Source organism: Aeromonas sp. TW 6 (assembly GCF_013168745.1).
Lineage (GTDB): Bacteria > Pseudomonadota > Gammaproteobacteria > Enterobacterales > Aeromonadaceae > Aeromonas > Aeromonas caviae.
Window position 1 is genome coordinate 69,810 of sequence record NZ_JABERS010000005.1, and the last position, 21,561, is coordinate 91,370.

Annotated in this window: 25 protein-coding genes; 6 read left to right on the plus strand and 19 right to left on the minus strand. The window is 62.6% G+C overall.

Translation table 11 applies throughout. The annotated features are described in order from the left end of the window. Nucleotides 1-2: 2 nt before the first annotated feature. Genes artQ through HKD46_RS03760 form a run of 3 tightly spaced genes read right to left on the minus strand, consistent with a single transcriptional unit; the run spans nucleotide 3 to nucleotide 2,159 of the window. Nucleotides 3-653 (minus strand): arginine ABC transporter permease ArtQ, encoded by a 651-nt coding sequence (artQ, locus tag HKD46_RS03750; protein WP_042014905.1) that lies wholly within the window; start codon nucleotides 651-653, stop codon nucleotides 3-5. A gap of 3 nt (nucleotides 654-656) precedes the next feature. Further along, nucleotides 657-1,394, minus strand: a complete 738-nt coding sequence (locus HKD46_RS03755) for an arginine ABC transporter substrate-binding protein (RefSeq protein WP_010673073.1) — start codon at nucleotides 1,392-1,394, stop codon at nucleotides 657-659. A gap of 24 nt (nucleotides 1,395-1,418) precedes the next feature. Then, the gene (locus HKD46_RS03760; RefSeq protein ID WP_010673072.1) at nucleotides 1,419-2,159 is read right to left on the minus strand and encodes an ATP-binding cassette domain-containing protein; all 741 of its coding nucleotides are present in this window, start codon (nucleotides 2,157-2,159) and stop codon (nucleotides 1,419-1,421) included. 200 nt (nucleotides 2,160-2,359) lie between these two features. On the opposite strand from HKD46_RS03760, the gene argR reads away from it, so the two are divergent. Beyond that, nucleotides 2,360-2,830 (plus strand): transcriptional regulator ArgR, encoded by a 471-nt coding sequence (gene argR, locus HKD46_RS03765; protein ID WP_005308670.1) that lies wholly within the window; start codon nucleotides 2,360-2,362, stop codon nucleotides 2,828-2,830. Nucleotides 2,831-2,909: 79 nt separating this feature from the next. Here argR and HKD46_RS03770 read toward each other — a convergent pair whose 3' ends face one another. The 5 genes from HKD46_RS03770 to glnK form a co-directional block, all read right to left on the minus strand. Next, complete coding sequence (locus HKD46_RS03770) at nucleotides 2,910-3,815, minus strand: Dyp-type peroxidase (RefSeq protein WP_171864929.1); 906 nt, start codon at nucleotides 3,813-3,815, stop codon at nucleotides 2,910-2,912. Between the two features lie 89 nt (nucleotides 3,816-3,904). Then, nucleotides 3,905-4,939, minus strand: a complete 1,035-nt coding sequence (locus tag HKD46_RS03775) for an ABC transporter ATP-binding protein (protein WP_171864930.1) — start codon at nucleotides 4,937-4,939, stop codon at nucleotides 3,905-3,907. Between the two features lie 40 nt (nucleotides 4,940-4,979). After that, a complete protein-coding gene (locus tag HKD46_RS03780; protein ID WP_171864931.1) occupies nucleotides 4,980-6,605 on the minus strand; it encodes an iron ABC transporter permease in 1,626 nt (541 codons plus the stop codon). Between the two features lie 39 nt (nucleotides 6,606-6,644). Further along, complete coding sequence (locus HKD46_RS03785; RefSeq protein WP_039039971.1) at nucleotides 6,645-7,652, minus strand: Fe(3+) ABC transporter substrate-binding protein; 1,008 nt, start codon at nucleotides 7,650-7,652, stop codon at nucleotides 6,645-6,647. A gap of 228 nt (nucleotides 7,653-7,880) precedes the next feature. Next, the gene (gene glnK, locus HKD46_RS03790) at nucleotides 7,881-8,219 is read right to left on the minus strand and encodes a P-II family nitrogen regulator (protein ID WP_005332325.1); all 339 of its coding nucleotides are present in this window, start codon (nucleotides 8,217-8,219) and stop codon (nucleotides 7,881-7,883) included. 201 nt (nucleotides 8,220-8,420) lie between these two features. On the opposite strand from glnK, the gene arfB reads away from it, so the two are divergent. Continuing rightward, nucleotides 8,421-8,837: an alternative ribosome rescue aminoacyl-tRNA hydrolase ArfB gene (arfB, locus tag HKD46_RS03795; RefSeq protein ID WP_010673067.1), complete on the plus strand. Its 417-nt coding sequence runs from the start codon at nucleotides 8,421-8,423 to the stop codon at nucleotides 8,835-8,837. Between the two features lie 26 nt (nucleotides 8,838-8,863). Continuing rightward, nucleotides 8,864-9,358, plus strand: coding sequence for a methylated-DNA--[protein]-cysteine S-methyltransferase (locus tag HKD46_RS03800; RefSeq protein WP_010673066.1), 495 nt, complete (start codon nucleotides 8,864-8,866; stop codon nucleotides 9,356-9,358). Nucleotides 9,359-9,965: 607 nt separating this feature from the next. On the opposite strand, the gene HKD46_RS03805 is transcribed toward HKD46_RS03800, so the two are convergent. From HKD46_RS03805 to HKD46_RS03835, 7 genes are all read right to left on the minus strand, one after another. Continuing rightward, a complete protein-coding gene (locus HKD46_RS03805; protein WP_171864932.1) occupies nucleotides 9,966-11,162 on the minus strand; it encodes a NupC/NupG family nucleoside CNT transporter in 1,197 nt (398 codons plus the stop codon). Between the two features lie 182 nt (nucleotides 11,163-11,344). Beyond that, nucleotides 11,345-12,280, minus strand: a complete 936-nt coding sequence (locus HKD46_RS03810; RefSeq protein WP_010673064.1) for a LysR family transcriptional regulator — start codon at nucleotides 12,278-12,280, stop codon at nucleotides 11,345-11,347. Between the two features lie 82 nt (nucleotides 12,281-12,362). Then, a complete protein-coding gene (locus tag HKD46_RS03815) occupies nucleotides 12,363-12,899 on the minus strand; it encodes a glutathione peroxidase (RefSeq protein WP_103857976.1) in 537 nt (178 codons plus the stop codon). A 59-nt stretch (nucleotides 12,900-12,958) separates the two neighbouring features. Next, nucleotides 12,959-13,522: an NnrU family protein gene (locus HKD46_RS03820; RefSeq protein ID WP_103857977.1), complete on the minus strand. Its 564-nt coding sequence runs from the start codon at nucleotides 13,520-13,522 to the stop codon at nucleotides 12,959-12,961. Nucleotides 13,523-13,783: 261 nt separating this feature from the next. Beyond that, nucleotides 13,784-14,917, minus strand: a complete 1,134-nt coding sequence (locus tag HKD46_RS03825; protein WP_171864933.1) for a glycerate kinase — start codon at nucleotides 14,915-14,917, stop codon at nucleotides 13,784-13,786. A 9-nt stretch (nucleotides 14,918-14,926) separates the two neighbouring features. After that, nucleotides 14,927-16,189: a GntP family permease gene (locus HKD46_RS03830; protein ID WP_039039966.1), complete on the minus strand. Its 1,263-nt coding sequence runs from the start codon at nucleotides 16,187-16,189 to the stop codon at nucleotides 14,927-14,929. Nucleotides 16,190-16,308: 119 nt separating this feature from the next. Beyond that, the gene (locus HKD46_RS03835; protein ID WP_171864934.1) at nucleotides 16,309-17,424 is read right to left on the minus strand and encodes a sugar diacid recognition domain-containing protein; all 1,116 of its coding nucleotides are present in this window, start codon (nucleotides 17,422-17,424) and stop codon (nucleotides 16,309-16,311) included. A 206-nt stretch (nucleotides 17,425-17,630) separates the two neighbouring features. Here HKD46_RS03835 and HKD46_RS03840 point away from each other — a divergent pair, with 206 nt between their 5' ends. The 3 genes from HKD46_RS03840 to HKD46_RS03850 all read left to right on the plus strand — a co-directional run bounded on the left by HKD46_RS03840 (nucleotide 17,631) and on the right by HKD46_RS03850 (nucleotide 19,347). Continuing rightward, nucleotides 17,631-18,005, plus strand: a complete 375-nt coding sequence (locus tag HKD46_RS03840) for a YacL family protein (protein WP_171864935.1) — start codon at nucleotides 17,631-17,633, stop codon at nucleotides 18,003-18,005. 49 nt (nucleotides 18,006-18,054) lie between these two features. Then, entirely contained in the window at nucleotides 18,055-18,345 is a 291-nt protein-coding gene (locus HKD46_RS03845) for a hypothetical protein (protein ID WP_039039963.1), read from the plus strand. Between the two features lie 171 nt (nucleotides 18,346-18,516). Then, nucleotides 18,517-19,347 carry a CPBP family intramembrane glutamic endopeptidase gene (locus HKD46_RS03850; RefSeq protein WP_042864458.1) on the plus strand — a complete coding sequence of 277 codons (831 nt, stop codon included), beginning with the start codon at nucleotides 18,517-18,519 and terminating at the stop codon, nucleotides 19,345-19,347. A 75-nt stretch (nucleotides 19,348-19,422) separates the two neighbouring features. Here the strand turns inward: HKD46_RS03850 and HKD46_RS03855 are convergent, their stop codons facing one another. Genes HKD46_RS03855 through proC form a run of 4 tightly spaced genes read right to left on the minus strand, consistent with a single transcriptional unit; the run spans nucleotide 19,423 to nucleotide 21,559 of the window. Beyond that, nucleotides 19,423-19,842, minus strand: a complete 420-nt coding sequence (locus HKD46_RS03855; RefSeq protein WP_049636470.1) for a DUF4426 domain-containing protein — start codon at nucleotides 19,840-19,842, stop codon at nucleotides 19,423-19,425. Between the two features lie 18 nt (nucleotides 19,843-19,860). Then, nucleotides 19,861-20,160: a DUF167 family protein YggU gene (gene yggU, locus HKD46_RS03860; RefSeq protein WP_010673054.1), complete on the minus strand. Its 300-nt coding sequence runs from the start codon at nucleotides 20,158-20,160 to the stop codon at nucleotides 19,861-19,863. After that, a complete protein-coding gene (locus tag HKD46_RS03865; protein ID WP_042014922.1) occupies nucleotides 20,160-20,711 on the minus strand; it encodes a YggT family protein in 552 nt (183 codons plus the stop codon). The genes yggU and HKD46_RS03865 overlap by 1 nt, the downstream gene beginning before the upstream one ends. Before the next feature lie 23 nt (nucleotides 20,712-20,734). After that, nucleotides 20,735-21,559, minus strand: a complete 825-nt coding sequence (gene proC, locus HKD46_RS03870; protein WP_039039961.1) for a pyrroline-5-carboxylate reductase — start codon at nucleotides 21,557-21,559, stop codon at nucleotides 20,735-20,737. Between the last annotated feature and the right edge of the window lie 2 nt (nucleotides 21,560-21,561).

Genomic DNA, 21,561 nt, shown 5'->3' on the forward strand with positions numbered 1-21,561 from the left:
GGTCAGCCTCCGTAACGGCGGGTATAGCGGGACGCCTGCTTCAAGCCGAATTCACTCACCAGACTGATGGCCAGATAGATGAGGGCGGCAGCGGCGTACCAGGTGAAGGGTTGATAGGTGCTGGCAGAAGCCATCTGTGCCTGACGCATCATCTCGTTCACCCCGATGAGGGAGACCAGGGCGGTGTCTTTCAGCAGCACCAGCCACTGGTTGCCGAGCCCGGGCAGGGCGTGACGCCAGGCCTGGGGCAGCACGATGCGAAAGAAGGTGTGCCCCTTGCCCAGGCCGAGCGCCTGCGCCGCCAGCCGCTGCCCAGGGGGCACCGCATTGAGGGCGGCACGCAGGGTCTGGGTGGCGTAGCTCGCAAACAGCAGGGAGAGCGCCAGCACACCGCAGGCGAACGGGCTGAACTCCACATACTCCCCGGTGATGAGGAACAGCACCTGGGTCGAGCCGAAGTAGATGAAGAGCACCACCAGCAACTCGGGCAGACCACGGATCAAAGTGGTCAGGGTGGCCACGGGCCACACCAACGCACGCTGCTTGCTCAACTCAGCCGCACTGAATGCCAGTGCCAGCACCATGCCACCGACCAGGGATGCCAGGGCCAGCCCGAGGGTCATCCAGGCTGCATCCAACAACAGGCTCAACATGGCTTACTGCGCAAAGTACTTGTCATAGATCTTCTGATAGGTGCCGTTGGCCTTGATCTCGGCCAGCCCCTTGTTCAGCTGGGTCAGCAGTTCCTGGTTGCCCTTGGCCACGGCGATGCCAAAACCGGTACCGAAGTACTTGGCGTCGGTCACCGGGGTACCAACCACGGCGTATTCCTTGTGCTGCTTGAGCCAGTCGGCGGCCACCGCCGTATCGGCAAACACGCCGTCAGTACGGCCATTCATCATGTCGAGGAAGGCGCTCTGGTAGCTGGCGTAGGGCACGGTCAGCAGACCCTTGCTCACCCAGTTGTCCACCAGATAGGACTGGTGGGAGGTGCCGTTCTGCACGCCGACTGTCTTGTCCACCAGATCGTCCGGCCCCTTGAAGGTCTCTTTCTTGGCGACGAACACCGCGGAGTTCTCGTAATAGATGTCGGAGAAGTCGACCTGGGCGGCCCGCTCCGGGGTCACGTCCATGGCGGCGATGACGGCATCATAGCGACGGAACTTGAGGCTGGGGATCAGGCTGTCGAAGGCCTGGTTGTGGAAGCTGCACTCCAGCTTGGCCTGCTCGCAGACCGCGCGGGCCAGATCGATGTCAAACCCCTGGAACTCGTTCTTGTCATCCAGGTATTCGAACGGCGCATAGGTTGCCTCGGTGGCGAACTTGATCTCTTTGGCCAGCACAGAAGTGCTCAGCAGACCCATGGCGGCGATCAGCAACAGACTCTTTTTCATGACAGCTTCCTTATCGACTCAATATCAATGCATCAAGAATTCGGCAAACCGGCTGGTTTGCGGGGACTGGAAGATGGCGGCGGTGCCGGATTCGATGATCCGCCCCTTCTCCAGATAGATCACCTGACTGGCCACCTTGCGGGCGAACTCCACCTCGTGGGTCACCACCACCTGGGTGATGCCGGTCTGGCTCAGGGTGCGGATGATCTCCGCCACCTCTTTGGTAATTTCGGGATCCAGGGCAGCCGTCGGTTCGTCAAACAGCAGCACCTGGGGATCCATCATCAGGGTCCGGGCAATGGCGACCCGCTGCTGCTGGCCACCGGAAAGCCGTGCGGGCCAGGCGTCCCGTTTGTCGGCCAGTTGCAGCTGGGCCAGCAGATAGGCCCCTTTCTCGATGGCCGCGTCGCGGCTCATGCCGAGCACCTTGACGGGCGCTTCAATCAGATTCTCCATCACGGTGAGGTGCGGCCACAGATTGTACTGCTGGAACACCATGCCCACCTTGCGGCGCAGCGCCTGTGCCTGACGGTTGAATTCGGCAGTAGAGAGGCTGGACGGGAAAGAAAATTCACTGTCTGCGATGCGCAACACACCGGCATCCGGCGTGTCCAGCAAGTTCATCATGCGCAGCAGAGAGCTCTTGCCTGCCCCGCTCGGGCCCAGCAATACCAAGGTCTCGCCGGGAGCAGTCCGAAAGCTCACCTGCTGCAGTACCGGCACCTTGTGCCAGGATTTTTCGATGCCGATTAATTCGATACCCATACAGCCCAATTGAATAAGTTTTCAAAATTTCGTCCTGATTCTAGCGCCAGCATAAGTTGATGCAAGCTATATTTGAATCAATATGCAGAACAAGCGCCGCTTCCTTGCCAAAACAGGCATATGAATGCAAAATAGCAGCGCTGTTCGTATCTGCCGCCTGAGCGTGACAGGCGGTCACTCCCCTCATTCGTGAGTCCAAGATGAAACATAACGACAAGCAAGAAAAACTGGCCAAGGCCTTTAAAGCCTTGCTGAAAGAGGAGCGTTTCGGCTCCCAGGCAGAGATAGTGACTGCCCTGCAAGAGATGGGCTTCGAGAACATCAACCAATCCAAGGTCTCGCGCATGCTGAGCCGCTTCGGCGCCGTTCGCACCCGCAATGCCAAGATGGAGATGGTCTACTGTCTGCCGGTGGAGCTGGGTGTGCCCACCACCTCCAGCCCCCTCAAGAACCTGGTGCTGGATGTCGACCACAACGGCGCTCTGGTGGTGATCCACACCAGCCCCGGCGCAGCCCAGCTGATCGCCCGCCTGCTTGACTCCCTCGGCAAGGCCGAAGGGATCCTCGGCACCATCGCCGGTGATGACACCATCTTCATCACCCCGACCAGCGATACCGACATCGAGGAGCTCTACCTCTCCGCCCTCGAGCTGTTCGAGCAGACGCCCTGATCCGGTCGCCTTGGGCGATCCGCACAAAAATCCCGGCCTTGGCCGGGATTTTTTGTTTTGAGCGGTCGGCAGGCCGGGCTTATTTGCCCTCGGCCACCAGAAAATCGACGGAAGGGGCGAAGAAGGCCGCGCCGGTCACCGCCCGGGTGAAGCGCAGCAGGTGATCGAAGTGGCTGCCTTCCCCTTTGTACATGCTGGCCAGCATGGCGTTGAAGTGCAGCGGCGTGCGGCAGCAGGAGATGAAGTAGAGCCCCTGCTCGCTCATGGTGCCCCAGGGCATGCTCTGGCGCAGGATCTCCATGGACTCCCCCTTCGGGGTCTTGAGGTTGACCCGCTTGATGTGGGAGGTGAGCGGCTTGTCGGCGGACTCGTATTCGATGTTGTCGGCCTTGGTGCGGCCTATGATGTCTTCCTGCTCCTTCAGGGCCAGCTTCTCCCAGTCGCTCATGGCGTGGACCCAGCGCTGCACGTGGATGTAGGAGCCACCGGCGAACTCGCCGCCGTCCAGCAACGCCACCTCGGCGCGGTGCTCATCCTGCGGGTTCTCGGTGCCGTCGACGAAACCGGTCAGATCCCGGCAATCCTGGTTGCGAAAACCGCGGACTTCCTCGACCAATTCAACAAGCCCGGCCAGCAGGGCCATGACGCGATGACCGGCATGATGCAGCACGTCCACCCGATCGGCACGCAATTGTACGAAGAGATCGAACGGGGTATTGGGGGCCTCCTGACCGTTGGCGGATTGCGCCATGAAACCGCGGAACTGGGGCGGCCGGGCGGCAGGATAGAGATCATCCCAGGCGTCGGCCCCGACGGCGACCAGACCGCTGAAGGCCGCATCGGGGAAGTCGGCGCTCACCGCCTCCCAGAGTGCTGGCAGGCTGGCCAGGCGGGAGGTCAGGGCAGCGGCGTCACCGGTGCGATTGAACATCAGATAGAGGGCGTGCAGATTCGGCTCTGCGCAGATCCCGGCTTGGGCTTTCATGTCTCTCTCCAAGTGCATTGGCTATGGGCGTGGCGCGATTATAAACCAGCGCGCTTCCAGTTCATTGATTTCACGACAATACCACGCACTCAGGGCAAGGGATCAAACAACACCAGGGCATGAGGCGCCACGGTCACCCGCGCGCGTTCCCCTTCCAGGGGCTCACCGATGCTGGCTTCCAGTTGCTGGCCGCCACACTCCACCAGTACCCGGCAGTGATGGCCCAGGAACTGTTGCTCACGCACCCGGAGCTCACCGTCATCCGCCGCCGTCAACGCCAGTTGCTGAGGTCTGAGCATGAGCTGCAACCGCTCCCCCACCGCACGGCCATGGGGCTCCTGACCGCAGATGGTTCCAAGGAGGGTCTGCACGCAGTGGCTGTCCACCACCTCGGCCGCCAGATAGTTGACCCCGCCGAGAAACTCCGCCACGAAGCGGTTCCCGGGGCGGCGATAGAGCTGCTCCGGCTCCCCCACCTGCTCGATGCGACCGGCACGAAACAGGGCAAGCCGGTCGGCGAAGGCGAAGGCCTCTTCCTTGCTGTGGCTGACGAAAATGGCGCCAATGCCCTGCTGTTTGAGCAGCGCGCGGATCTCGAGGATCAGTTTCATCCGCACCTGGGTGTCGATGTTGGAGAAGGGCTCGTCCAGCAGCATCAGGCGCGGCTTGCACACCAGGGCGCGGGCGATGGCCACCCGCTGCTGCTGGCCGCCGGAGAGCTGGTGGGGATAGCGCTCCCCCAACCCCTGCAGGTTGACCAGCGCCAGCGCCTCGTCCACCTGCTGCTTGCGCAGGGCACGCTCCCCCTTAGTCAGACCGAAGCCGACGTTCTCGGCCACCGTCAGGTGAGGAAAGAGAGCGTAATCCTGGAAGATCATGCCGATATGGCGGGCCTCCGGCGGCACACTCACGCCGGGGGCATCGAGCAGGGTCTCTCCCAGCCGGATCTTCCCCTGGGCCAGGGGCAGCAGACCGGCCACCGCCTTGAGCAGCGTGGTCTTGCCACAGCCGCTGGCCCCCAGCAGACAGACGATCTCGTTGTCGGCCACCTGCAGGGAGAGCTGCTCCAGCACGGGGCGGCCATTGTAGTGACAGCTGACCTTCTCGATATTCAGGCAGGACAAGGTTCTTTTCCTCTCGCGTAGTGATGCCGGACGGGGCCGCTCAATGGCCCGGACCATCCAGGGTACGGTTGATCCACAGCAGGGGAATCAGCCCCACCAGCACGATGACGATGGCACCGAGCGCCCCCCGCTCCAGCATCTCGTCCGAGACGAACTGATAGACGTGGGTCGCCAGGGTTTCGAAGTTGAACGGCCGCAGCAGCAGGGCAGCGGGCAGCTCCTTCATGGATTCGATGAACACCAGCATGGCGCCGGCAAAGAGGCCGCGCCGTACCAGCGGCAGGTGAATGCGACGCAGCATGCCGCCCGCCCCCTGCCCCAGAGAGCGGGCCGCCATGTCGAGGCTGGGGGAGATCTTGCTCATGCTGCTCTCCACCGACCCGATGGCGATGGCCACGAAGCGCACCAGATAGCCGAACACGATGGCGGTGAGGGTGCCGGTCAGGAGCAGACCGGGGCCCGGCATCCCGAACCACTCGGCCAGATCGTTGATGCCAAAATCCAGGGCCGTGAGCGGCACCAGCACGCCGATGGCCAGCACGGTCCCCGGCATGGCATAGCCCATGGCGGCGAGGCGCAGGGGCAGCAGGCTGCGAGTCCCCCCATCGAGGCGACGGAAGAAGCCGAGCAGCAGGGCAATGGCCATGGCCAGCAGGGCGGTCAGGGCCGAGATGGCAAGGCTGTTGCCCGCAAAGCGCACGAATTCGGGCGTCCACGACAGCGCGAAGTAACGCACCCCGTAATCGAGCAGGATGACGAACGGCAGGGCGAACCCCGCCAGCACCAGGCCCCAGCACCAGAGCCCGGCCAGCACGCCCCTCAGGCCCCCGAGGGGGTAACGCAGGGGCTGCTCGAAGCCCATGGACTTCTGGAACACCTGCTGGCGCTGGCGGGAGCGGCGCTCCAGCGCGATGAGCAACACCACCGCCAGCAGCATCAGACAGGAGAGCTTGGCGGCGGTCGCCAGGCTGCCGTAGCCGAGCCAGGTGTCGTAGATGGCGGTGGTCAGGGTGTTGATGGCAAAGAAGTGGACGGTGGCAAAGTCCGCCAGAGTTTCCATCGCGACCAGAGATGCCCCCACCATGATGGCCGGGCGGGCCAGGGGGAGGCTCAGGCGGCGAAAGCTCTGCCAGGGGGTGCAGCCGAGCAGACGGCTGGAGTGAATGAGGCTGACCGACTGCTCCAGGAAGGAGGCCCGTGCCAGCAGATAGACATAGGGGAAGAGCACCAGCGCCAGCACCCAGGCGGCGCCCCCGAGGGAGCGAATGGCCGGGAACCAGTAGTCGGCCGGTCCCTGCCAGCCAAACAGGGCACGCAGCCCCGCCTGCAGCGGGCCCGAGTAGTCGAGCAGGTCGGTATAGACGTAGGCAACGATATAGGAGGGCATCGCCATGGGCAGCATCAGCGCCCATTGCAGGGCGCGGCGCCCCGGCACCTCGCACATGGCCACCAGCCAGGCGGTGGGCACTCCGAACAGCAGGCTGAGGCAGACCACCCCCAGCACCAGGCCGGACGTGTTTCGCAGATAGTCGGGCAGTACGGTATCGGCGAGGTGGGCAAACAGTTCCCCATCAGCCGAGAAGGCGGAGAAGACCAGGGCGAGTACCGGCAAACCCAGCAGCAGGGCGGTGGCCCAGCTGCCGGCAATCCATCCAAAATGTTTCATGAGTCCACAGAAGTTGATGGGGCCGTTGGCCCCATCTGATTACAAGTCGAATTTCACTTCATCCAGCAGTTGCAAGGCGTCCTTGCGGTGCTTGGCATAATCGCTGACCGGCATGGGGTCAGACTTGAACGTGCCCCAGGACTTGACCATGGCAGAAGGCTCGACCCCCGCCTTGACCGGGTACTCGGCATTCACGTCCGCATACATGTGCTGGGCGGTATCCCCGGAGAGGAACTCCATCAGCTTCTGTGCTGCGTCCTTGTTCTTGGCATACTTGGTCATGGCCACGCCGCTCACGTTGACATGGGCACCGCGATCACCCTGGTTCGGGAAGTTGATTTCCACCGCGTCGGCCCAGGACTTCTGCGCCGGGTCCTTCAACATGGCACCCAGGTAGTAGCTGTTGCCCAGGGATACATCACAGATGCCGTCCTTGATCGCCTTGACCTGATCACGGTCGTTGCCCTGGGGCTTGCGCGCCAGGTTGGCCTTGACCCCTTCCAGCCAGGTCTTGGTGTCCGCCATGCCGTGATGGGCAATCATGGACGAAACCAGCGCCACATTGTACTCGTGCTTGCCGCTACGGGTACAAATTTTTCCTTTGAATTCAGGCTTGACCAGATCTTCGTAGCGGATGGTGTCGAGCTTGCCAAGACGCTCCTTGCTGGAGTAGATGGCACGCACCCGGGTGGTCAGGGCGAACCAGCGGTTGTCCGGATCGCGATAGATGGAGGGGATGTTCTCCTGCAGCGTCTTGCTGTCCACCGGCTGCACCAAGTCCTTGTCCACCAGCTCGGTCAGACGGCTTATGTCCACGGTCAGCATCAGATCTGCCGGAGAGAGCTTGCCTTCCCGTTCCAGACGCTCGTTCAGCCCCTCTTTGGCAAACACCACATTGACCTTGATCCCGGTCTCCTTCTCGAACTGCTGGATGATGGGCTTGATCAGCTCATCCTGACGGTTCGAATAGACGTTTACCTCCTGGGCGGCGAACGCCGACTGGGCGACAAGCGTGGAGAAAGCCAGTGCCAACATCTTCATTTTCATCATCCGTTCCTTGTCTGCGTAAAGAGTGATAACCATTTTCGTTTGCATTCTGCATGAATCGGGAGGAGAGGATCAAGGCGGTTTGCTGGGTTGGAACGATCTATTTAATCAGCGGCCAAACAAAAAGACCGGATGGAATCCCATCCGGTCTTTCGACGACCACCCATTCACACTGTCGGCAGAACCTGCCCGGACCTTTGCCCGACCCGGCCGGGCAAAGGAGCGTACTCAGAGCGCCTCGTCGTCGCTCTCACCAGTACGAATACGCACCGCTTGCAGCAGGTCATAGACGAAAATCTTGCCGTCACCGATCTTGCCGGTATAGGCCGCCTTGCAGATGGCCTCGATCACCCCTTCGACGTTCTCGTCTGCGGTGGCGATCTCCAGCTTCACCTTCGGCAGAAAGTCGACCTGGTACTCGGCTCCCCGGTATAATTCGGTGTGCCCCTTCTGGCGACCAAAACCCTTCACTTCGGAGACGGTCAGGCCTTCCACCCCCAGGTTGGCGATGGCCTCGCGCACGTCGTCCAACTTGAAAGGTTTGATAATCGCAGTAATCAGCTTCATCTGGTTGCTCCCAATCCATGGTATGTCACGAATGGGTCATCAATTCTTGTGCCAAGTATTTTTATCGTTTATTTTCATATAGATAGACATGACACTCTGAGCCGGAAAGGCTCAGGATCACCAAGGAAGCGCATCTCGCCCCATAATGAGGCACCAAGCTGCACCAGACTCCCTTGATGCACCAAATGAGAGCATCACCCCATGTTAGTCATCTCCAACAGCGTGATCATCCCCTGGCATGAACTGCAATTCCAGACCATGCGGGCCCAGGGCAATGGCGGCCAGCACGTCAACAAGACCGACTCCGCCGTCTGGCTGCGCTTCGATTATCGCGACTCCCCCAGCCTGCCGCCGCTCTACAAGGAGGGACTGGAGCGGCTCAGCGACAGCCGGGTTCACGACGGCTTCATCCAGATCAGGGTCGAGACCCATCGCAGCCAGGACATGAATCGCAAGGAGGCCATGAGCCGCCTGACCGAGCTGCTGAAAAAAGCCGCGTGGCGCCCCAAGGCCCGCCACGCCACCAAGCCGACCCGCAGCTCCCAACGCAAGCGGGTCGATGCCAAGAAACGCAAGGGAGAGATCAAATCCACCCGCGGCAAGCCCGTGCTGGAGTGACCTGCCACAACCCCGAGGACAAGAGAATGCAGTACAGCTTTTGTGAATGTGCCAAGGGGCCCCTGCTCATCGCCATCGATGGGGCCGGGCTGCGCCACGTGGAATTCATGCAAGGGGAGCGCCCCGTCCTGCCGCAACCGGAGTGGCAGCGGGATGATGTCGCCCTGGCCCCTTTTGTCGAGCAGTTTGCCGCCTACTTTGCCGGCCGCCTGCGGCGCTTCGATCTCCCCCTGGCCGCCACGGGCACACCATTCCAGCAGGCCGTGTGGCAGGCGTTGTGCGACATTCCCTACGGCGAGACCGTCAGCTACCTCCAGATTGCAGAGGCCATCGGCAACCCCAGGGCGGTGCGGGCGGTGGGCGCCGCCAACGGCCGCAATCCCCTCAGCATCATAGTGCCCTGCCACAGGGTCATAGGGCGCAGCGGTGAACTGACCGGCTACGGGGGAGGCATCCCCATCAAGCGCTGGTTGCTGGCACTGGAGCAGGAGACCGCAGACCACTTCGCGCTGACTCCATGAAAGGGTGCGCCTCCTGTCAAATGCGGGTTGCGGGTGCAGGCACCACAGACCGCAGGCCACTCGCGCGGATCCTCTGACGAGCGGCATCTTCATCACATACGAGTTGCTGGGCCCAACAGCAGACCGCAGGCGGCGTTGCACTGCCCATGACGGACAGCATCCCCATCACATGCTGGTTGCTTGCCATCTGGCAGTATGGTTGCGTGATGTGTTGAGCCTGCACCGGGATAATCTGCCGCCGGATCCGCCCCATGGCAGGAGCATGCCCACCGCCCCGATTCATCTTTCCTTTGAGCCGCACAGCAAAATAAATCACTGATTATTTATTTTATTTCAGCATCAATCATTTAAAAATCACATTTCGGTAGCATTTTGAAAATGAACACAGTATGAAGACTCGCCTCAGAAGCGCTTCAGAGAGCATCAGGCATCATGGCTTCACACTTGGATGGGACGGCTCATCCCTCATTCAGGTGGCACCCATGTGACGCTTCCAATCTGTCTTTTCCCCGCGCCTCCCCAGAGGCGCTTTTTTTTGCCTGCAAGCGGGTGCAAAAAAGCCCGCCGAAGCGGGCAATGATTGGAAGGTGCTGACTTCCAGGGTCTATCAGAGGGCGAGGAACAAGCCTGCCAGGGAGGCGCTCATCAGGTTTGCCAGCACCCCCGCCAGGATGGCGTGCATGCCATAGCGGGCGATGAAGGACTTGCGCTCCGGCACCATGGCCCCCAGGCCGCCGATGAGGATCGCCATGGAAGAGATATTGGCGAAACCGCACAGGGCGAAGGTGACGATGGCCTTGCTCGACTCGTTCAAGGTCTGATCCTGCACCAGGGCGATGAAGGCGACGAACTCGTTGATGACGATCTTGGTGCCGATCAGGGCACCGGCCGCCTGGGCCTGATCCCAGGGGACGCCGATGAGCCAGGAGACGGGGGCAAACAGCCAGCCCAGGATGATCTGGAAGCTCAGCTCCAGCCCCACCAGGTCGCCGGCCCAGCCCAGCAGGCCGTTGAGCAGGGCGATCACGCCGACGAAGGCCAGCAGGGTCGCCCCCACGGCGACGGCGATGTTGAGACCCGCCATGGCGCCATCGGCGGCCGCTTCAATGACGTTGGTGGCGCGGGGGATCTCCACGTCTTCGTGGTGATCTTCCTCTTGCGCGGCGGGCGGCACCAGGATCTTGGCCATGGCAAGCCCGGCAGGGGCGGACATGAAAGCCGCCGCAATCAGGTATTTCAGCTCGACCCCGATGCTGGCGTAGCCCACCAGGGTGCCGCCGGCTACCGAGGCCAGTCCGCAGCTCATCACCGCAAAGAACTGGGAATCGGACATCCTGGAGAGATAGGGTTTGACCACCAGCGGCGCTTCCACCATGCCGACGAAGATGTTGGCGGTGGCAGAGAGGCTCTCGGCGCGGCCGGTGCCCAGCAATTTCTGCAGGCCGCCGCCGAGCAGGGCGATCACTTTGGGCATCAGGCCGATGTGATAGAGGATGGCGATCAGCGCGGAGAAGAAGATGATCACCGGCAGCACGTTGAAGGCGAAGATGAAGCCCAGCTTGAACTTGGCCAGATCCCCGAACAGGAAGGCAATCCCCTCCTGGCCGTAGCCGATGACGCTGCTGACGCTCTCGCTGACACCGTTCAAGACCTGCTGACCGGCGGGCAGCCAGAGCACCAGGGCGGCGAAGAGCACTTGCAGGCAGAGGGCAAAGCCCACTGTTCGCAACGGGATACGACGACGATTATCAGAGCAGAGTGCGGCCAGGGCCAGGATGCTCAGGATACCAAGCAGGGCAATCATGGGGATTCCATCCAGTGAGGCTGAAGATGGGCGCGGATTCTGCTCCCCTCCCCTCACCGCCGCAACCCTGCCGGGTTACAACCCTGTTAGCAAAAACGTTTGCACGATATCGGTTGCGCCAACTGACTGATTTGACACAACTTTGAAACCGCACTCACGCCAGTGTTCTTGTATGGAAACGATTATTCCTCGGTGCCGGACAATTTCCCCCCGAGCCAGGGTGCGAGTCGCTGCGCCCAGTAGGGCCCGGGTCCGAAGCTCTCCTTGAGGAAGTCGATGAACAGCCGGATCTTGGGATCCAGATGCTCTCGCCTGGCATAGACGGCGTGCACCGCCATCTTCTGGTTCGGTTGCCACTGGGGCAGCAGAGGGATGAGCTGACCAGATTGCAGCTCCTTGTCCAGCAGGTAGTTGGCCACATAGGCGATGCCGAGCCCGGCCAGGGCGGCGTCCCGCACCGCTTCCGCCAGATCCACCCGATAGTTGCCCGCCACCTGCACCGTCTGGCGCTCCTTGCCCTGGCGAAATGACCACTCGTGGTAGCGCCGCTCCCGGCTCTGGTAGGTGATGCAATTGTGATGGGCCAGATCCCTGGGGTGCAGTGGCGTGCCGTGACTCAGCAGATAATCCGGCGAGGCCACCAGCACGAAACCGATGTCTGCGAGTCGCTGCCCTACCAGGGACTCGGGTTTGTCCTCGTAGGTGGTGATCCAGAGATCCAGCCCCTCATCCACCAGATTGGTGCGGTGATCGAACAGGGACACCTCCAGCTCCAGATCCGGATAACGTGCCTGAAACGCCTTGAGGCGCGGGATCACGTGCAACCGCCCGAAGGATTGACCAACCCCCAGATGGAGCACACCGCTCACCTTGCCACGGCGCTCCGCCACCATGGATTCCGCCTCCAGCGCCACCGCCACCAGAGCGCGGCAGTGGCGGGCATACTCCTGACCCAGTTCGGTGAGCCCGAAACGGCGGGTAGTGCGCTGTACCAGCTGGGCGCCGAGCGCGGTTTCCAGCAGGGCGAGCTGCTTGCTGATGTGGGATTTGGAAACCCCGAGGCGGCGCGCAGCCGCCGAGATGCCCTGTTCACGAACCAGGGCATCGAAGATCACCATTTGGGGAAGACGTTGCAGCACGGTGTCACCGGAGTGGATGGCGGGGCCGCATTATTCCAGAGCGGCCCGCCATGGGGTAGGGTCAGTGCCCCAGGGCATCGATGATCTGCTGTTTGAGAGGATCATCCGACGGATTCTGGTTGGCGCCATAGCTCGCAATCAGCTTGCCGTCCCGCCCGACCAGGTACTTGTGGAAGTTCCAGTTGGGCGCATCACCGTCGGCAGCAGCGGTCAGCCCCTTGAACAGCGGCACCGCATCCGAACCCCGCACCGCCACCCGGTTGAACATGGGGAAGGTCACCCCGTAGTCCCGGCGGCACACCTCGGCGGTTTTGTTCTCGTTGCCCGCCTCCTGCCAGAAATCGTTGGAAGGGAAGCCCAGCACCATCAGTCCCTTCTCCTTGTAGCCCTGATAGAGGGCTTCCAGATCCCGGAACTGACCGCTGTAACCGCAGTAGGAGGCGGTGTTGACCACCAGCACCACCTTGCCCTCGGTCAACTGGCAGAGGTTGTGGCGCTGGGTGCTGTTGAGCTCCCGCATCTCCACGTTGAAGTAATCGGGGCAGGCGGCAGAGACCGCACCCGAGCCGAGCATCAGCAGCAGGGTGAACCATTTCATCGACGTGACTCCCATTGTTTTGTCCATCATACGCAAGACCCCGGAATCTGGTTCAGGGATCAGTGCAGGGGGATCCCGGTCAGCCAGCCGTGTCCCCAGAAGATAAGCAGAGCCGTGAGGGCCAGCCCCGCCCCCAGACTGATCCCCGTCCCCTGCCAGGTGGCGGCGGCACGGGGGTGACGACCCCACTCCCGCATCGAAATCCAGACGATGCTGATGAGAGCCCAGAGACCGAGCCCGCCAAACAGCACCAGAGAACGCGCCTCGCTGTTCACCGCCAGATGGGCCCCCGACCAGAGCAGCACCCCGAGCAGCTGGGGATGCACCAGCCAACGGCGGAAATGGTTCGCCCCCTGCCCCGCACACAGCAGGACAAGGGCGATCGGCATGATCCCCATCACCAGGGTGGGCCCCCAGACAGGCAGAAAATAGAGAGGCATAGGGCTGGCACTGCGCCAGCCTGCGAGGATGCAGCCGATGGCGACGAACACCAGCAGCGAGAAGAGCCCCTTGTAGCGGTTCTCCCCCAGCCGAGCCCGCAGACGGGCGCGGTGCTGTGCCGCAAAACAGGGGTAAAGATGAGTCAGGGTGAACAACACCACCCCCAGGGTCAGCAGGATCATGGCTCGCACCTCGCATATTGCCTCCCGGAATGGGAAGCCCTCCCTCAGGCGGGCCTTGTTTCTCGTGGCTCCCTCACTGTCGGGAGATCACTATGCCGCAAAGCCCCTTGTCAGAATACAAAAACCATATGAAAGACAGCAGGATAATAAAAAAAGCCGACCCAAGGATCGGCAAGTGCGTCAGAGGTGCCACGCCGGGCCGCTCACTCTGCTGCACGGGGCAAGGTCAGGCCGATGCACCGCATCGGCCAGGAGAGAGGGTCATTTGCGCAGCAGGTAGAGAGCCGCCACGTTGCGGGCCGTGAGCTGCAGGTTGGTGGTGGCGGTGGCCAGCGCCTCCGGCAGGGACATGGCCCGATTGACCACGGCGAACACCGCATCCAGTCCGTGCTCGTGCACCACGCCGCAGTCATCGGTGAGGCATCCGGCGATGCCGATCACCGGCTTGCCGAACTGCTTGGCACAACGAGCTACCCCGATGGGCGTCTTGCCATGGATGGTCTGGCTGTCGATGCGGCCCTCGCCGGTGATGACCAGATCCGCATCGGCCACTTCATCGGCCAATTTCAGCGCCTCGATGACGATCCGGATGCCGGGTTTGAGCTCGGCGCCGAGCAGCCCCACCAGGGCTGCCCCCATGCCGCCTGCGGCCCCCGTTCCCGGGATCTCCTTCACCTGCTTGCCAAGCGCCTGCTCGATGCAGTCCGCGTAACGGGCCAGATTGGCATCCAGCTCGGCCACCATCTCGGGAGTTGCCCCCTTCTGCGGACCGAACACGGCGGACGCCCCTTTCGGGCCGCACAGCGGATTGTCCACGTCGCAGGCCACCTCGATGGTGAGTCCGGTCAGACGGGGATCCAGCCCGCTCAGGTCGATGGTGGCCAGCTCGGCCAGACCGGCACCGCCCGGCGCGATGGGGGTACCATCTGCTTTCAGGAGCTTGCCGCCGAGTGCCTGGATCATGCCAGCACCGCCGTCATTGGTGGCGCTGCCGCCGATGCCGAGGATGAGGTGGTTCACCCCCATCTCCAGCGCGGCCAGGATCAGCTCCCCGGTGCCGACACTGGAGGTGAGCCGCGGATTGCGCAGCTCGGGCGCAACCAGATGGAGGCCGGAGGCCGCCGCCATCTCGATGACGGCGCGCTTGCCATCCCCCAGCAGGCCCACGAAGCCCTGCACCCTGTTGCCGAGGGGGGCGGTCACCTCGACCGGCAGGATGCGACCACCGGTGGCATCCACCAGAGACTGCACCGTCCCCTCGCCGCCATCGGCCATGGGCAGCTTGACGTAGGTGGCATCCGGCAGCACCTGCTTGAAACCGGCCTCGATGGCATCGGCCACCGCCATGGCGCTCAGGCTCTCCTTGAATGAATCGGGGGCGATCACAATTTTCATATCAGTTCCTTAGGCGAGGCCAAACACGCCAAACATCAGGGTGGAGACAACGGCGATGGTCAGACCGACCGCGGTTTCGTAGGGGATGAGCTTGAGCCGCTCGCCGACGCCCATGTGGACGCTGCCGCCGGTGGCATGGAAGAAGGAGCCGTGGGGCATGTGGTCAAACACGGTGGCGCCGGCGTGGATCATGGCGGCCCCTGCCAGGCTGCTGATCCCCAGTTCAATCAGAGTGGCGCTGAACACGTTGGAGGCCACCACAGTCCCGGCCGTGGTCGAGGCGGTCGCCAGCGACATCAGGGCACCGGAGATGGGGGCCAGCAGATAGGAGGGCAGACCGGAAGCGGTCAGGCCGCTGATGAGCACATCTTTCAGGCCGGAGTTGGCGATGATGCCCGCCAGGGTACCCGTCCCCAGCAGCATGATGGCCACCGGCGCCATGCGGGCCAGGCCCGAGACGGCAAACTGGTTCACCTTGGTGAACTTGCCCATCATCAGGGCACCGACCAGGCCGCCGAGAGGCAGCGCAATGAGCGGGTCCACCACGATGCCGGCGATGGGACGCAGGGCCAGCAGCAGGATGGCGACCAGGGGCGCACTGATGGCGGCGGCAAAGCCGGGCAACTTGGCACCGTCAAAGCTCACCACCTCGTCGGCGGCCACCTTGCTGCCCCGGTTGTTGAGGCGCTTGGCGAGCCAGTAGGCCATCACCAGACCGAACAGGCCGGGAATGATGCCCGCCGCCATCACCGAGGTGAGAGGCAGGTGGAAGGCATCGGCTGCCGCGATGGCGTTGGGGTTGGGAGACATGACGTTGCCCGCCTTGCCACCGCCTATCATCGCCAGCAGGATGGCCGCCTTGGAGAGATCGGCACGGCGGGCGATGGCCAGCGCAATGGGGGCGACCGTGATGACGGCCACGTCCACGAAGACGCCGACCGCGGTCAGGATCAGGGTGGCCAGCGCCAGGGCCAGCAGGGCGCGGGTTTCGCCGAGTTTCTTGACGATGGTCTCGGCGATGGTGGTGGCGGCGCCCGATTCGATGAGCACCCCGGCCAGCACACCCGCCGCCAGGATCCGCATCACTGCCGTGGTGATCCCCTGGGCGCCGCCGATCATCAGGGCGACGGTCTGGGTCAGGTCGGCGCCACCGATCAGGCCACCGGCCAGGGCACCGACAATCATGCCGTAAGCGGGCGGCACCTTCTTCAGGATGAGGAAGATGGCGATGGAGAGCGCGGCGAGCGCGCCGAGCGCGGAGACTGGGATCATGACGGGCACCTTGTTGTTGTAATGAGTGGCGCCATTATGGGGATCCCCGCCTGGAATGCTTTGGCCATAAAACCAAAAAAAGCATTTACCGGCCTTGTATTTTTGTTGGAAAAGACAAATCAGCTATCGAGACTGAGCCCGAGATAGAGCAGAAATTTGTCATCTAACTTATTGAAATTCAAACCGGTTATCTGCTCTATCCGGGTCAGTCGATAACGCAGGGTGTTGGGGTGAATGAACAGGGCTTCGGCACAGGGATGCAGATCACAATCCTGCAAGAAATATTGGCGCAGCGTCTTTTGCAGCGTTCCCTTTGTGTCCTCCTGCGCCAGCTTTTGCAGCGGAGCCCGCAGCTGATCCGCCTGCCAAGAGTCCGCCAGGGTGCCGAGCAGCACTGAGAGCCGGTAATCCTCGAAGAAATAGACCTGCTTGCGGGGCGACTGGCGCATGCCACGGCGCAAGGTGTCTCGCGCCGTCTGGTAGGAGAGCGCCAGCCCGGGGATGCCGGCGAAGTAATCACCCACCCCGATGCGAACCTTGAAATGGGGAATACGGGAGAGCAGCTGCCGGATCCGGCTGCGCTCCTGCGCCGACTGCCAGACGCCGTCGCTGAGCTGGGCGGGTTTGAGCACCACTATCTCGTCCAGGCCGTTGATGGCCACCAGGTTGTCCCGCTCCGGGTTTTCCAGCAGGTGAACCAGCTCCCTCACCTGGGCGGGCTCGGCCTCCTCCAGCGCCAGCACGGCCACCACCCGGGGCTGGGCGAGATCCAGCTCGAGGAAGCGGGCCACCTGTTGCAATTGATCGGCCCGCCCTTCGTCGCGAATGAGCTGCAACACCAGCTCCTCCTTGTGGCGCTTGTCCCACTGCAACTGCTCGGTGAGCGCCGCCTGTTCCAGGATGAGCTCGGCGGTCATGCGCACCAGCTCGGCGTAAGCACGCACGATGTCCGGATCCCCAGAGATGCCGATGACACCGAGCAGCTCCCCCTGATAGGCGATGGGCAGGTTGATGCCGGGCCTCACCCCCTTGAGCTCCCGGGCGGTGGCCTCGCTTATCTCCACCACCCGGTTCTCGGTCAGGGCCAGCACGGCCCCCTCGTGGCGCTGGTGCAGCCGCTCCGGATTGCCGGACGCAATGATGAGTCCCCGTTCATCCATGACGTTGACCGAGAACGAGAGGATCTTCATCGCCCGGCTGACTATCTGATGCGCGAGCGCGTCGTTGAGCTGCATTACCTCTCCATACCATTCGTTGACAGGGTCCCCGGCGTGCGCCATCACCGGGATCACCCGTTAAAGATCCCACATCATCAAGACAAGCGCGGGGGGGATCGCTAGAATAGGCCACTTTACGCTATCAGTGCCCCACCATGGATCAAGGATCCGGCATCATGCCGCTTTGCGCCGTGGTGGTTTCACCCTCCGATATGGACTCCGCTATGGATTATGAATTTCGCCGCGACCCGTTCGGTGGCTATCGCGCCCGGTTCTCCATGGGCCATGAAGCCATCGGCCAGTGGTTGATCGACGAGGTGGGCAAGGACGAGGAGAAGCTCGACGAGCTGTTCGCCATCATCGACCAGCTCTCCAGCCGGACCCGCACCGAATACCGGCTGCTGGGGGGCGACTACTCCCTGCTGCTGACCCACGAGGAAGCCGAGGTGAAGGCCAATGTCCTCAATATCGAGCAGGACGAGGATCTCGACGATCTCGCCTACTACGATGATGAACAGCTGGCCATGTGCGGGCTGGAAGATTTTGCCCAGGTACTCGGCTCCTGGCGCGCCTTTATCCGCAACGAGGATATGGGCTGATTACCCCCATTCGGGCGAGCATGCCCCTTGCAACCCAACAGGATTGACTATGTCCATTTACGATTTTGATGACGAACTGCCGGAAGACGAGCTGGATCAACCGAAGAAACCCGCCCAGCCCAAGAAGAAGGGCAAGCAGGTGCTGAACACCCAGGTCAACCTGAGCCCGCGCGATGCCAGCCGCCTGAACGGCATGCACGTCGAGGCCATCACCACCCTGGATGACGTCAGTCTGCCGAAGAACGTCATCTTCAAGGCCGGTCTCATCGCCCTGGGCGAGCTGGAAGCCAGCAAACGCGCCGACATCATCGCCCGGGTCATCGCCGAGTCCGGTCGCTGATACGGGAAGGCCATCGCCTCTCTCGGTGGCATCTTGCCGCCGTCCAAGCCGGAGCCCAGCTCCGGCTTTTCATTGCGCGTCTTCTGCCGGCCAGTCTCGGCCACCCCCTTTTCCTTGAACCAGACCATGGGGATCGTTAAGGTGCGCCCTTCATTCATACAAGGAGACTCGATGTTACCACTCCCCGATATCCTCATCTGGCTCGTCCTGGGGCTGGCCGTACTCTGCTGCCTCGCCCGCCGGACCAGGCCCGGCATGCTCCTGCTGGGACTAGCCCTGCTTACCGCCCTCTGGCTTGAGCGACTCGCGCCCCTCGCCGCTCTTGTCAGCCTCGCCGGTCTGCTGCTGGCCTGGCGTACCCCCACCCTGCCCCCACCCTGGCGCGGCGTCGCACTGACGCTGGTACTGCTGTGGTCCCTCGCCCTGACGCTGCATCTGGTGCCAGGCTTTGACAATCTCAGGGTGCTCGACAAGGTACAGGCGGGCCCGGCCAGCGTGCCCTTCACCCTCTACCTCAATCTGGACAAGCCGCTCATTTTCTTCGCCCTGCTGCTGGCCATCCCCGGCCTGCTCGGCCCGGGTGGAACGATGCGCTGGCGGCCGCTGGCCCTGCTCATCCTGCCGCTCGCTGCCCTGCTCATCACCGCCTGGCAACTGGGCGCCCTCAAACCCGAAGCGGGACTGCCCCACTGGTGGTGGCTGTTCGCGTTCAACAACCTGCTGTTCACCTGCGTGGCGGAAGAAGCGCTGTTCCGGGGATGCATCCAGCAAGGGGTGGCAAGCCGAAGCACGCCCTGGGCAGGTCTCCTGGTCGCCAGCCTGCTGTTCGGCGCAGCCCATCTTGCCGGTGGCCCGTTGCTGGTGTTGTTCGCCGCGCTGGCGGGGGCCTGCTATGGCCTGGCGTTCCAGCTGAGCGGGCGCCTCAGTGTCGCCATCCTGCTCCACTTCCTGTTCAACTTCGCCCACCTGGCCCTGTTTACCTATCCCCTGGCCAGCCACTGACGTCGAGCACAGGTTCACCGGGCAAAAAAATGCCCCGCCCCCGTGGGGGCAGGGCATCTGCATTCACCCTGCAATCTAGTCGACGTAGAAGGTCTGCTGGAAGGTCAGCGTCTGCTGCTGCCCCTCCCCCATGATCTTCAGGGTGAACTGGTAGGTGTCCTCATTGCGATAGGGCAGCACTGCCAGGTAATAGATGGCATTCCCCTCTTTCACCTCCTGAAAATTCAGGGGGCGAAGGGTGCCGGTCAGATTGCGGGCTTCGCCGCTGATCCCCACCGCCTGTGCCACCCCCTGCTTGTTCTGCACCGCGATATTGACGATGCCGTTATAGCGGCTGCGCTCCAGGCCATAGGTCCTGGCTACCTCGGGGGTGAGGAAGCTGGAGTTGAACGCGCTGTAGTGCACTTTCCAGGGGCCCAGCTCCTGCATCTGCTCAGCCCGCAGCGGCAGCGTCATCAGGAGTGCCAGCAGGCAACTCATCCAGGCTGTTTTCATGATGTCATCCCTCTCGTATCAACCCTGATTATCGAGCAGAGCGGCAATCTCGGCGGGGATCTGTTTTGGCGCGTCGATGGCGACCGTCTTGTGCCGACCCAGCTCCCCCCGCAGGATGCGAACCTGCCCCTTGGCCACCTTGCACTGCTTGGCCAGGTACTTGATCAGGTGACTGTTGGCCTGACCATCCACCGGCGGTGCCGTGATGGCCACTTTCAACTCGTCACCGTGCAATCCGATGATCTGATCCCGGCTCGCCTTGGGCTGGATCATCAGATGCAACACCAGCTCGTCCCCTTCCAGCAGGACAGCGGGCATCAGATCATCCACCACAACTGGCCGAACAGATCCCCCATCAGGTAGTTGATGGCCTGCAGCGCGATGAAGGCGACCAGCACGGAGAGATCCAGCCCGCCCAGTGCAGGCAGGATGCGGCGAATGGGGGCCAGGAAGGGTTCAGTGAGCTGGTGCATCACGTATTCAATGGGGTTGCGACCCTGGCTGACCCAGCTCAGGATGGCGCGGATCAGCAGGATCCAGAAGATCATGGAACCCGCTTTCTTCAACACGGTGAGCGTCGCAAACAGACAGAGAGTGAGCCAGTCCGCCTGCAGCACATTCATGCTCTTGAGCAGGACCAACTTGCCAACGGCGATCAGCAGCGCCAGCAGCACAGAGGCCATGTCCAGCCCGCCAAAACCCGGGATGACGCGGCGCAGGGGCACCACCAGCGGGTTGGTCAGCTTGACCACCATCTGGCTCATGGGATTGTAGAAGTCGGCCCGCGCCCACTGCAGCCAGACCCGCAGCAGCACCACCATGAGGTAGAGATCAAAGACAGTGTTAATCAAAAAGTAAGCCGTGTTCATCCGGGCTCCTTGCTAAAAGGGATTCAGAAAAGGGTTTCCATTTCGCCGGCCCGGGTAACGGCCGCCTGCATGGCTCTTGCGGTCAGCGGCATCAGCCCCTGCTCCTGGAATGTCTTGACGGCCTCGGCCGTGGTCCCGCCCTTGCTGGTCACCTGCTCGCGCAGGGTCTGCAGCGACAGATCGGGATTCTGCTCCACCATGGCGGCCGCCCCCAGGGCGGTTTGCTGCACCAGCAGGCGAGCCTGCTCCGGCGTAAAGCCCATGGCCTCGGCCTCCTCGGCAATCGCCTGCATGAACAGGAAGAAGTAGGCCGGGGCACTGCCCGCCGCCGCAATGACGCCGTTGATGCCGGCCTCCTCATCCACCCAGAGGGTCTTGCCCACGGATTGCATCATCTGTTCGGCCACCGCCCTATCGGCCTGCCCGATGGCGGGCGGTGCATAGAGCCCGGTCATCCCCAGCCCCAGCAAGGAGGGGGTGTTGGGCATGGTGCGAATGATGCGATCGTGACCGCCTGCCATCTCCTGCAAGCGCGCGACGCGAATGCCGGCAGCGATGGAGATGAGCAACTTGCCATCCAGCGAGCCAAGCTCGGCCACCAGTGCCGTCAGCATGCCCGCCATCAGCTGGGGCTTGACCGCCAGCACGATCACCTCGGCCTCCCGGGCCGCCTCGGCGTTGTCCTGGGTGATACGGATGCCGAACTGGCTGGCCAGTTCGTCCAGCTTGGGACGGCTGGGATTGGCGGCGATGATACGCTCTGCCGGGTAACCCGCCTGGATGAGGCCGGCAATGATACTGCGGCTCATGTTGCCTGCCCCGATGAAGGCGAGGGTTCTCTGCTGCATCA

Coding starts and splice junctions, on each gene's coding strand:
- HKD46_RS03755 (WP_010673073.1), bottom strand. CDS start 1,394: ATGAAAAAGAGTCTGTTGCTGATCGCCGCCATGGGTCTGCTGAGCACT.
- HKD46_RS03815 (WP_103857976.1), bottom strand. CDS start 12,899: ATGAAATGGTTCACCCTGCTGCTGATGCTCGGCTCGGGTGCGGTCTCT.
- HKD46_RS03800 (WP_010673066.1), top strand. CDS start 8,864: ATGCAGTACAGCTTTTGTGAATGTGCCAAGGGGCCCCTGCTCATCGCC.
- glnK (WP_005332325.1), bottom strand. CDS start 8,219: ATGAAGCTGATTACTGCGATTATCAAACCTTTCAAGTTGGACGACGTG.
- argR (WP_005308670.1), top strand. CDS start 2,360: ATGAAACATAACGACAAGCAAGAAAAACTGGCCAAGGCCTTTAAAGCC.
- HKD46_RS03865 (WP_042014922.1), bottom strand. CDS start 20,711: ATGAACACGGCTTACTTTTTGATTAACACTGTCTTTGATCTCTACCTC.
- yggU (WP_010673054.1), bottom strand. CDS start 20,160: ATGCCCGCTGTCCTGCTGGAAGGGGACGAGCTGGTGTTGCATCTGATG.
- HKD46_RS03825 (WP_171864933.1), bottom strand. CDS start 14,917: ATGAAAATTGTGATCGCCCCCGATTCATTCAAGGAGAGCCTGAGCGCC.
- HKD46_RS03805 (WP_171864932.1), bottom strand. CDS start 11,162: ATGATTGCCCTGCTTGGTATCCTGAGCATCCTGGCCCTGGCCGCACTC.
- proC (WP_039039961.1), bottom strand. CDS start 21,559: ATGCAGCAGAGAACCCTCGCCTTCATCGGGGCAGGCAACATGAGCCGC.
- HKD46_RS03810 (WP_010673064.1), bottom strand. CDS start 12,280: ATGGTGATCTTCGATGCCCTGGTTCGTGAACAGGGCATCTCGGCGGCT.
- HKD46_RS03780 (WP_171864931.1), bottom strand. CDS start 6,605: ATGAAACATTTTGGATGGATTGCCGGCAGCTGGGCCACCGCCCTGCTG.
- HKD46_RS03820 (WP_103857977.1), bottom strand. CDS start 13,522: ATGATCCTGCTGACCCTGGGGGTGGTGTTGTTCACCCTGACTCATCTT.
- HKD46_RS03835 (WP_171864934.1), bottom strand. CDS start 17,424: ATGCAGCTCAACGACGCGCTCGCGCATCAGATAGTCAGCCGGGCGATG.
- HKD46_RS03830 (WP_039039966.1), bottom strand. CDS start 16,189: ATGATCCCAGTCTCCGCGCTCGGCGCGCTCGCCGCGCTCTCCATCGCC.
- HKD46_RS03855 (WP_049636470.1), bottom strand. CDS start 19,842: ATGAAAACAGCCTGGATGAGTTGCCTGCTGGCACTCCTGATGACGCTG.
- HKD46_RS03850 (WP_042864458.1), top strand. CDS start 18,517: ATGTTACCACTCCCCGATATCCTCATCTGGCTCGTCCTGGGGCTGGCC.
- HKD46_RS03785 (WP_039039971.1), bottom strand. CDS start 7,652: ATGAAAATGAAGATGTTGGCACTGGCTTTCTCCACGCTTGTCGCCCAG.
- HKD46_RS03770 (WP_171864929.1), bottom strand. CDS start 3,815: ATGAAAGCCCAAGCCGGGATCTGCGCAGAGCCGAATCTGCACGCCCTC.
- HKD46_RS03840 (WP_171864935.1), top strand. CDS start 17,631: ATGGATTATGAATTTCGCCGCGACCCGTTCGGTGGCTATCGCGCCCGG.
- artQ (WP_042014905.1), bottom strand. CDS start 653: ATGTTGAGCCTGTTGTTGGATGCAGCCTGGATGACCCTCGGGCTGGCC.
- HKD46_RS03845 (WP_039039963.1), top strand. CDS start 18,055: ATGTCCATTTACGATTTTGATGACGAACTGCCGGAAGACGAGCTGGAT.
- HKD46_RS03760 (WP_010673072.1), bottom strand. CDS start 2,159: ATGGGTATCGAATTAATCGGCATCGAAAAATCCTGGCACAAGGTGCCG.
- arfB (WP_010673067.1), top strand. CDS start 8,421: ATGTTAGTCATCTCCAACAGCGTGATCATCCCCTGGCATGAACTGCAA.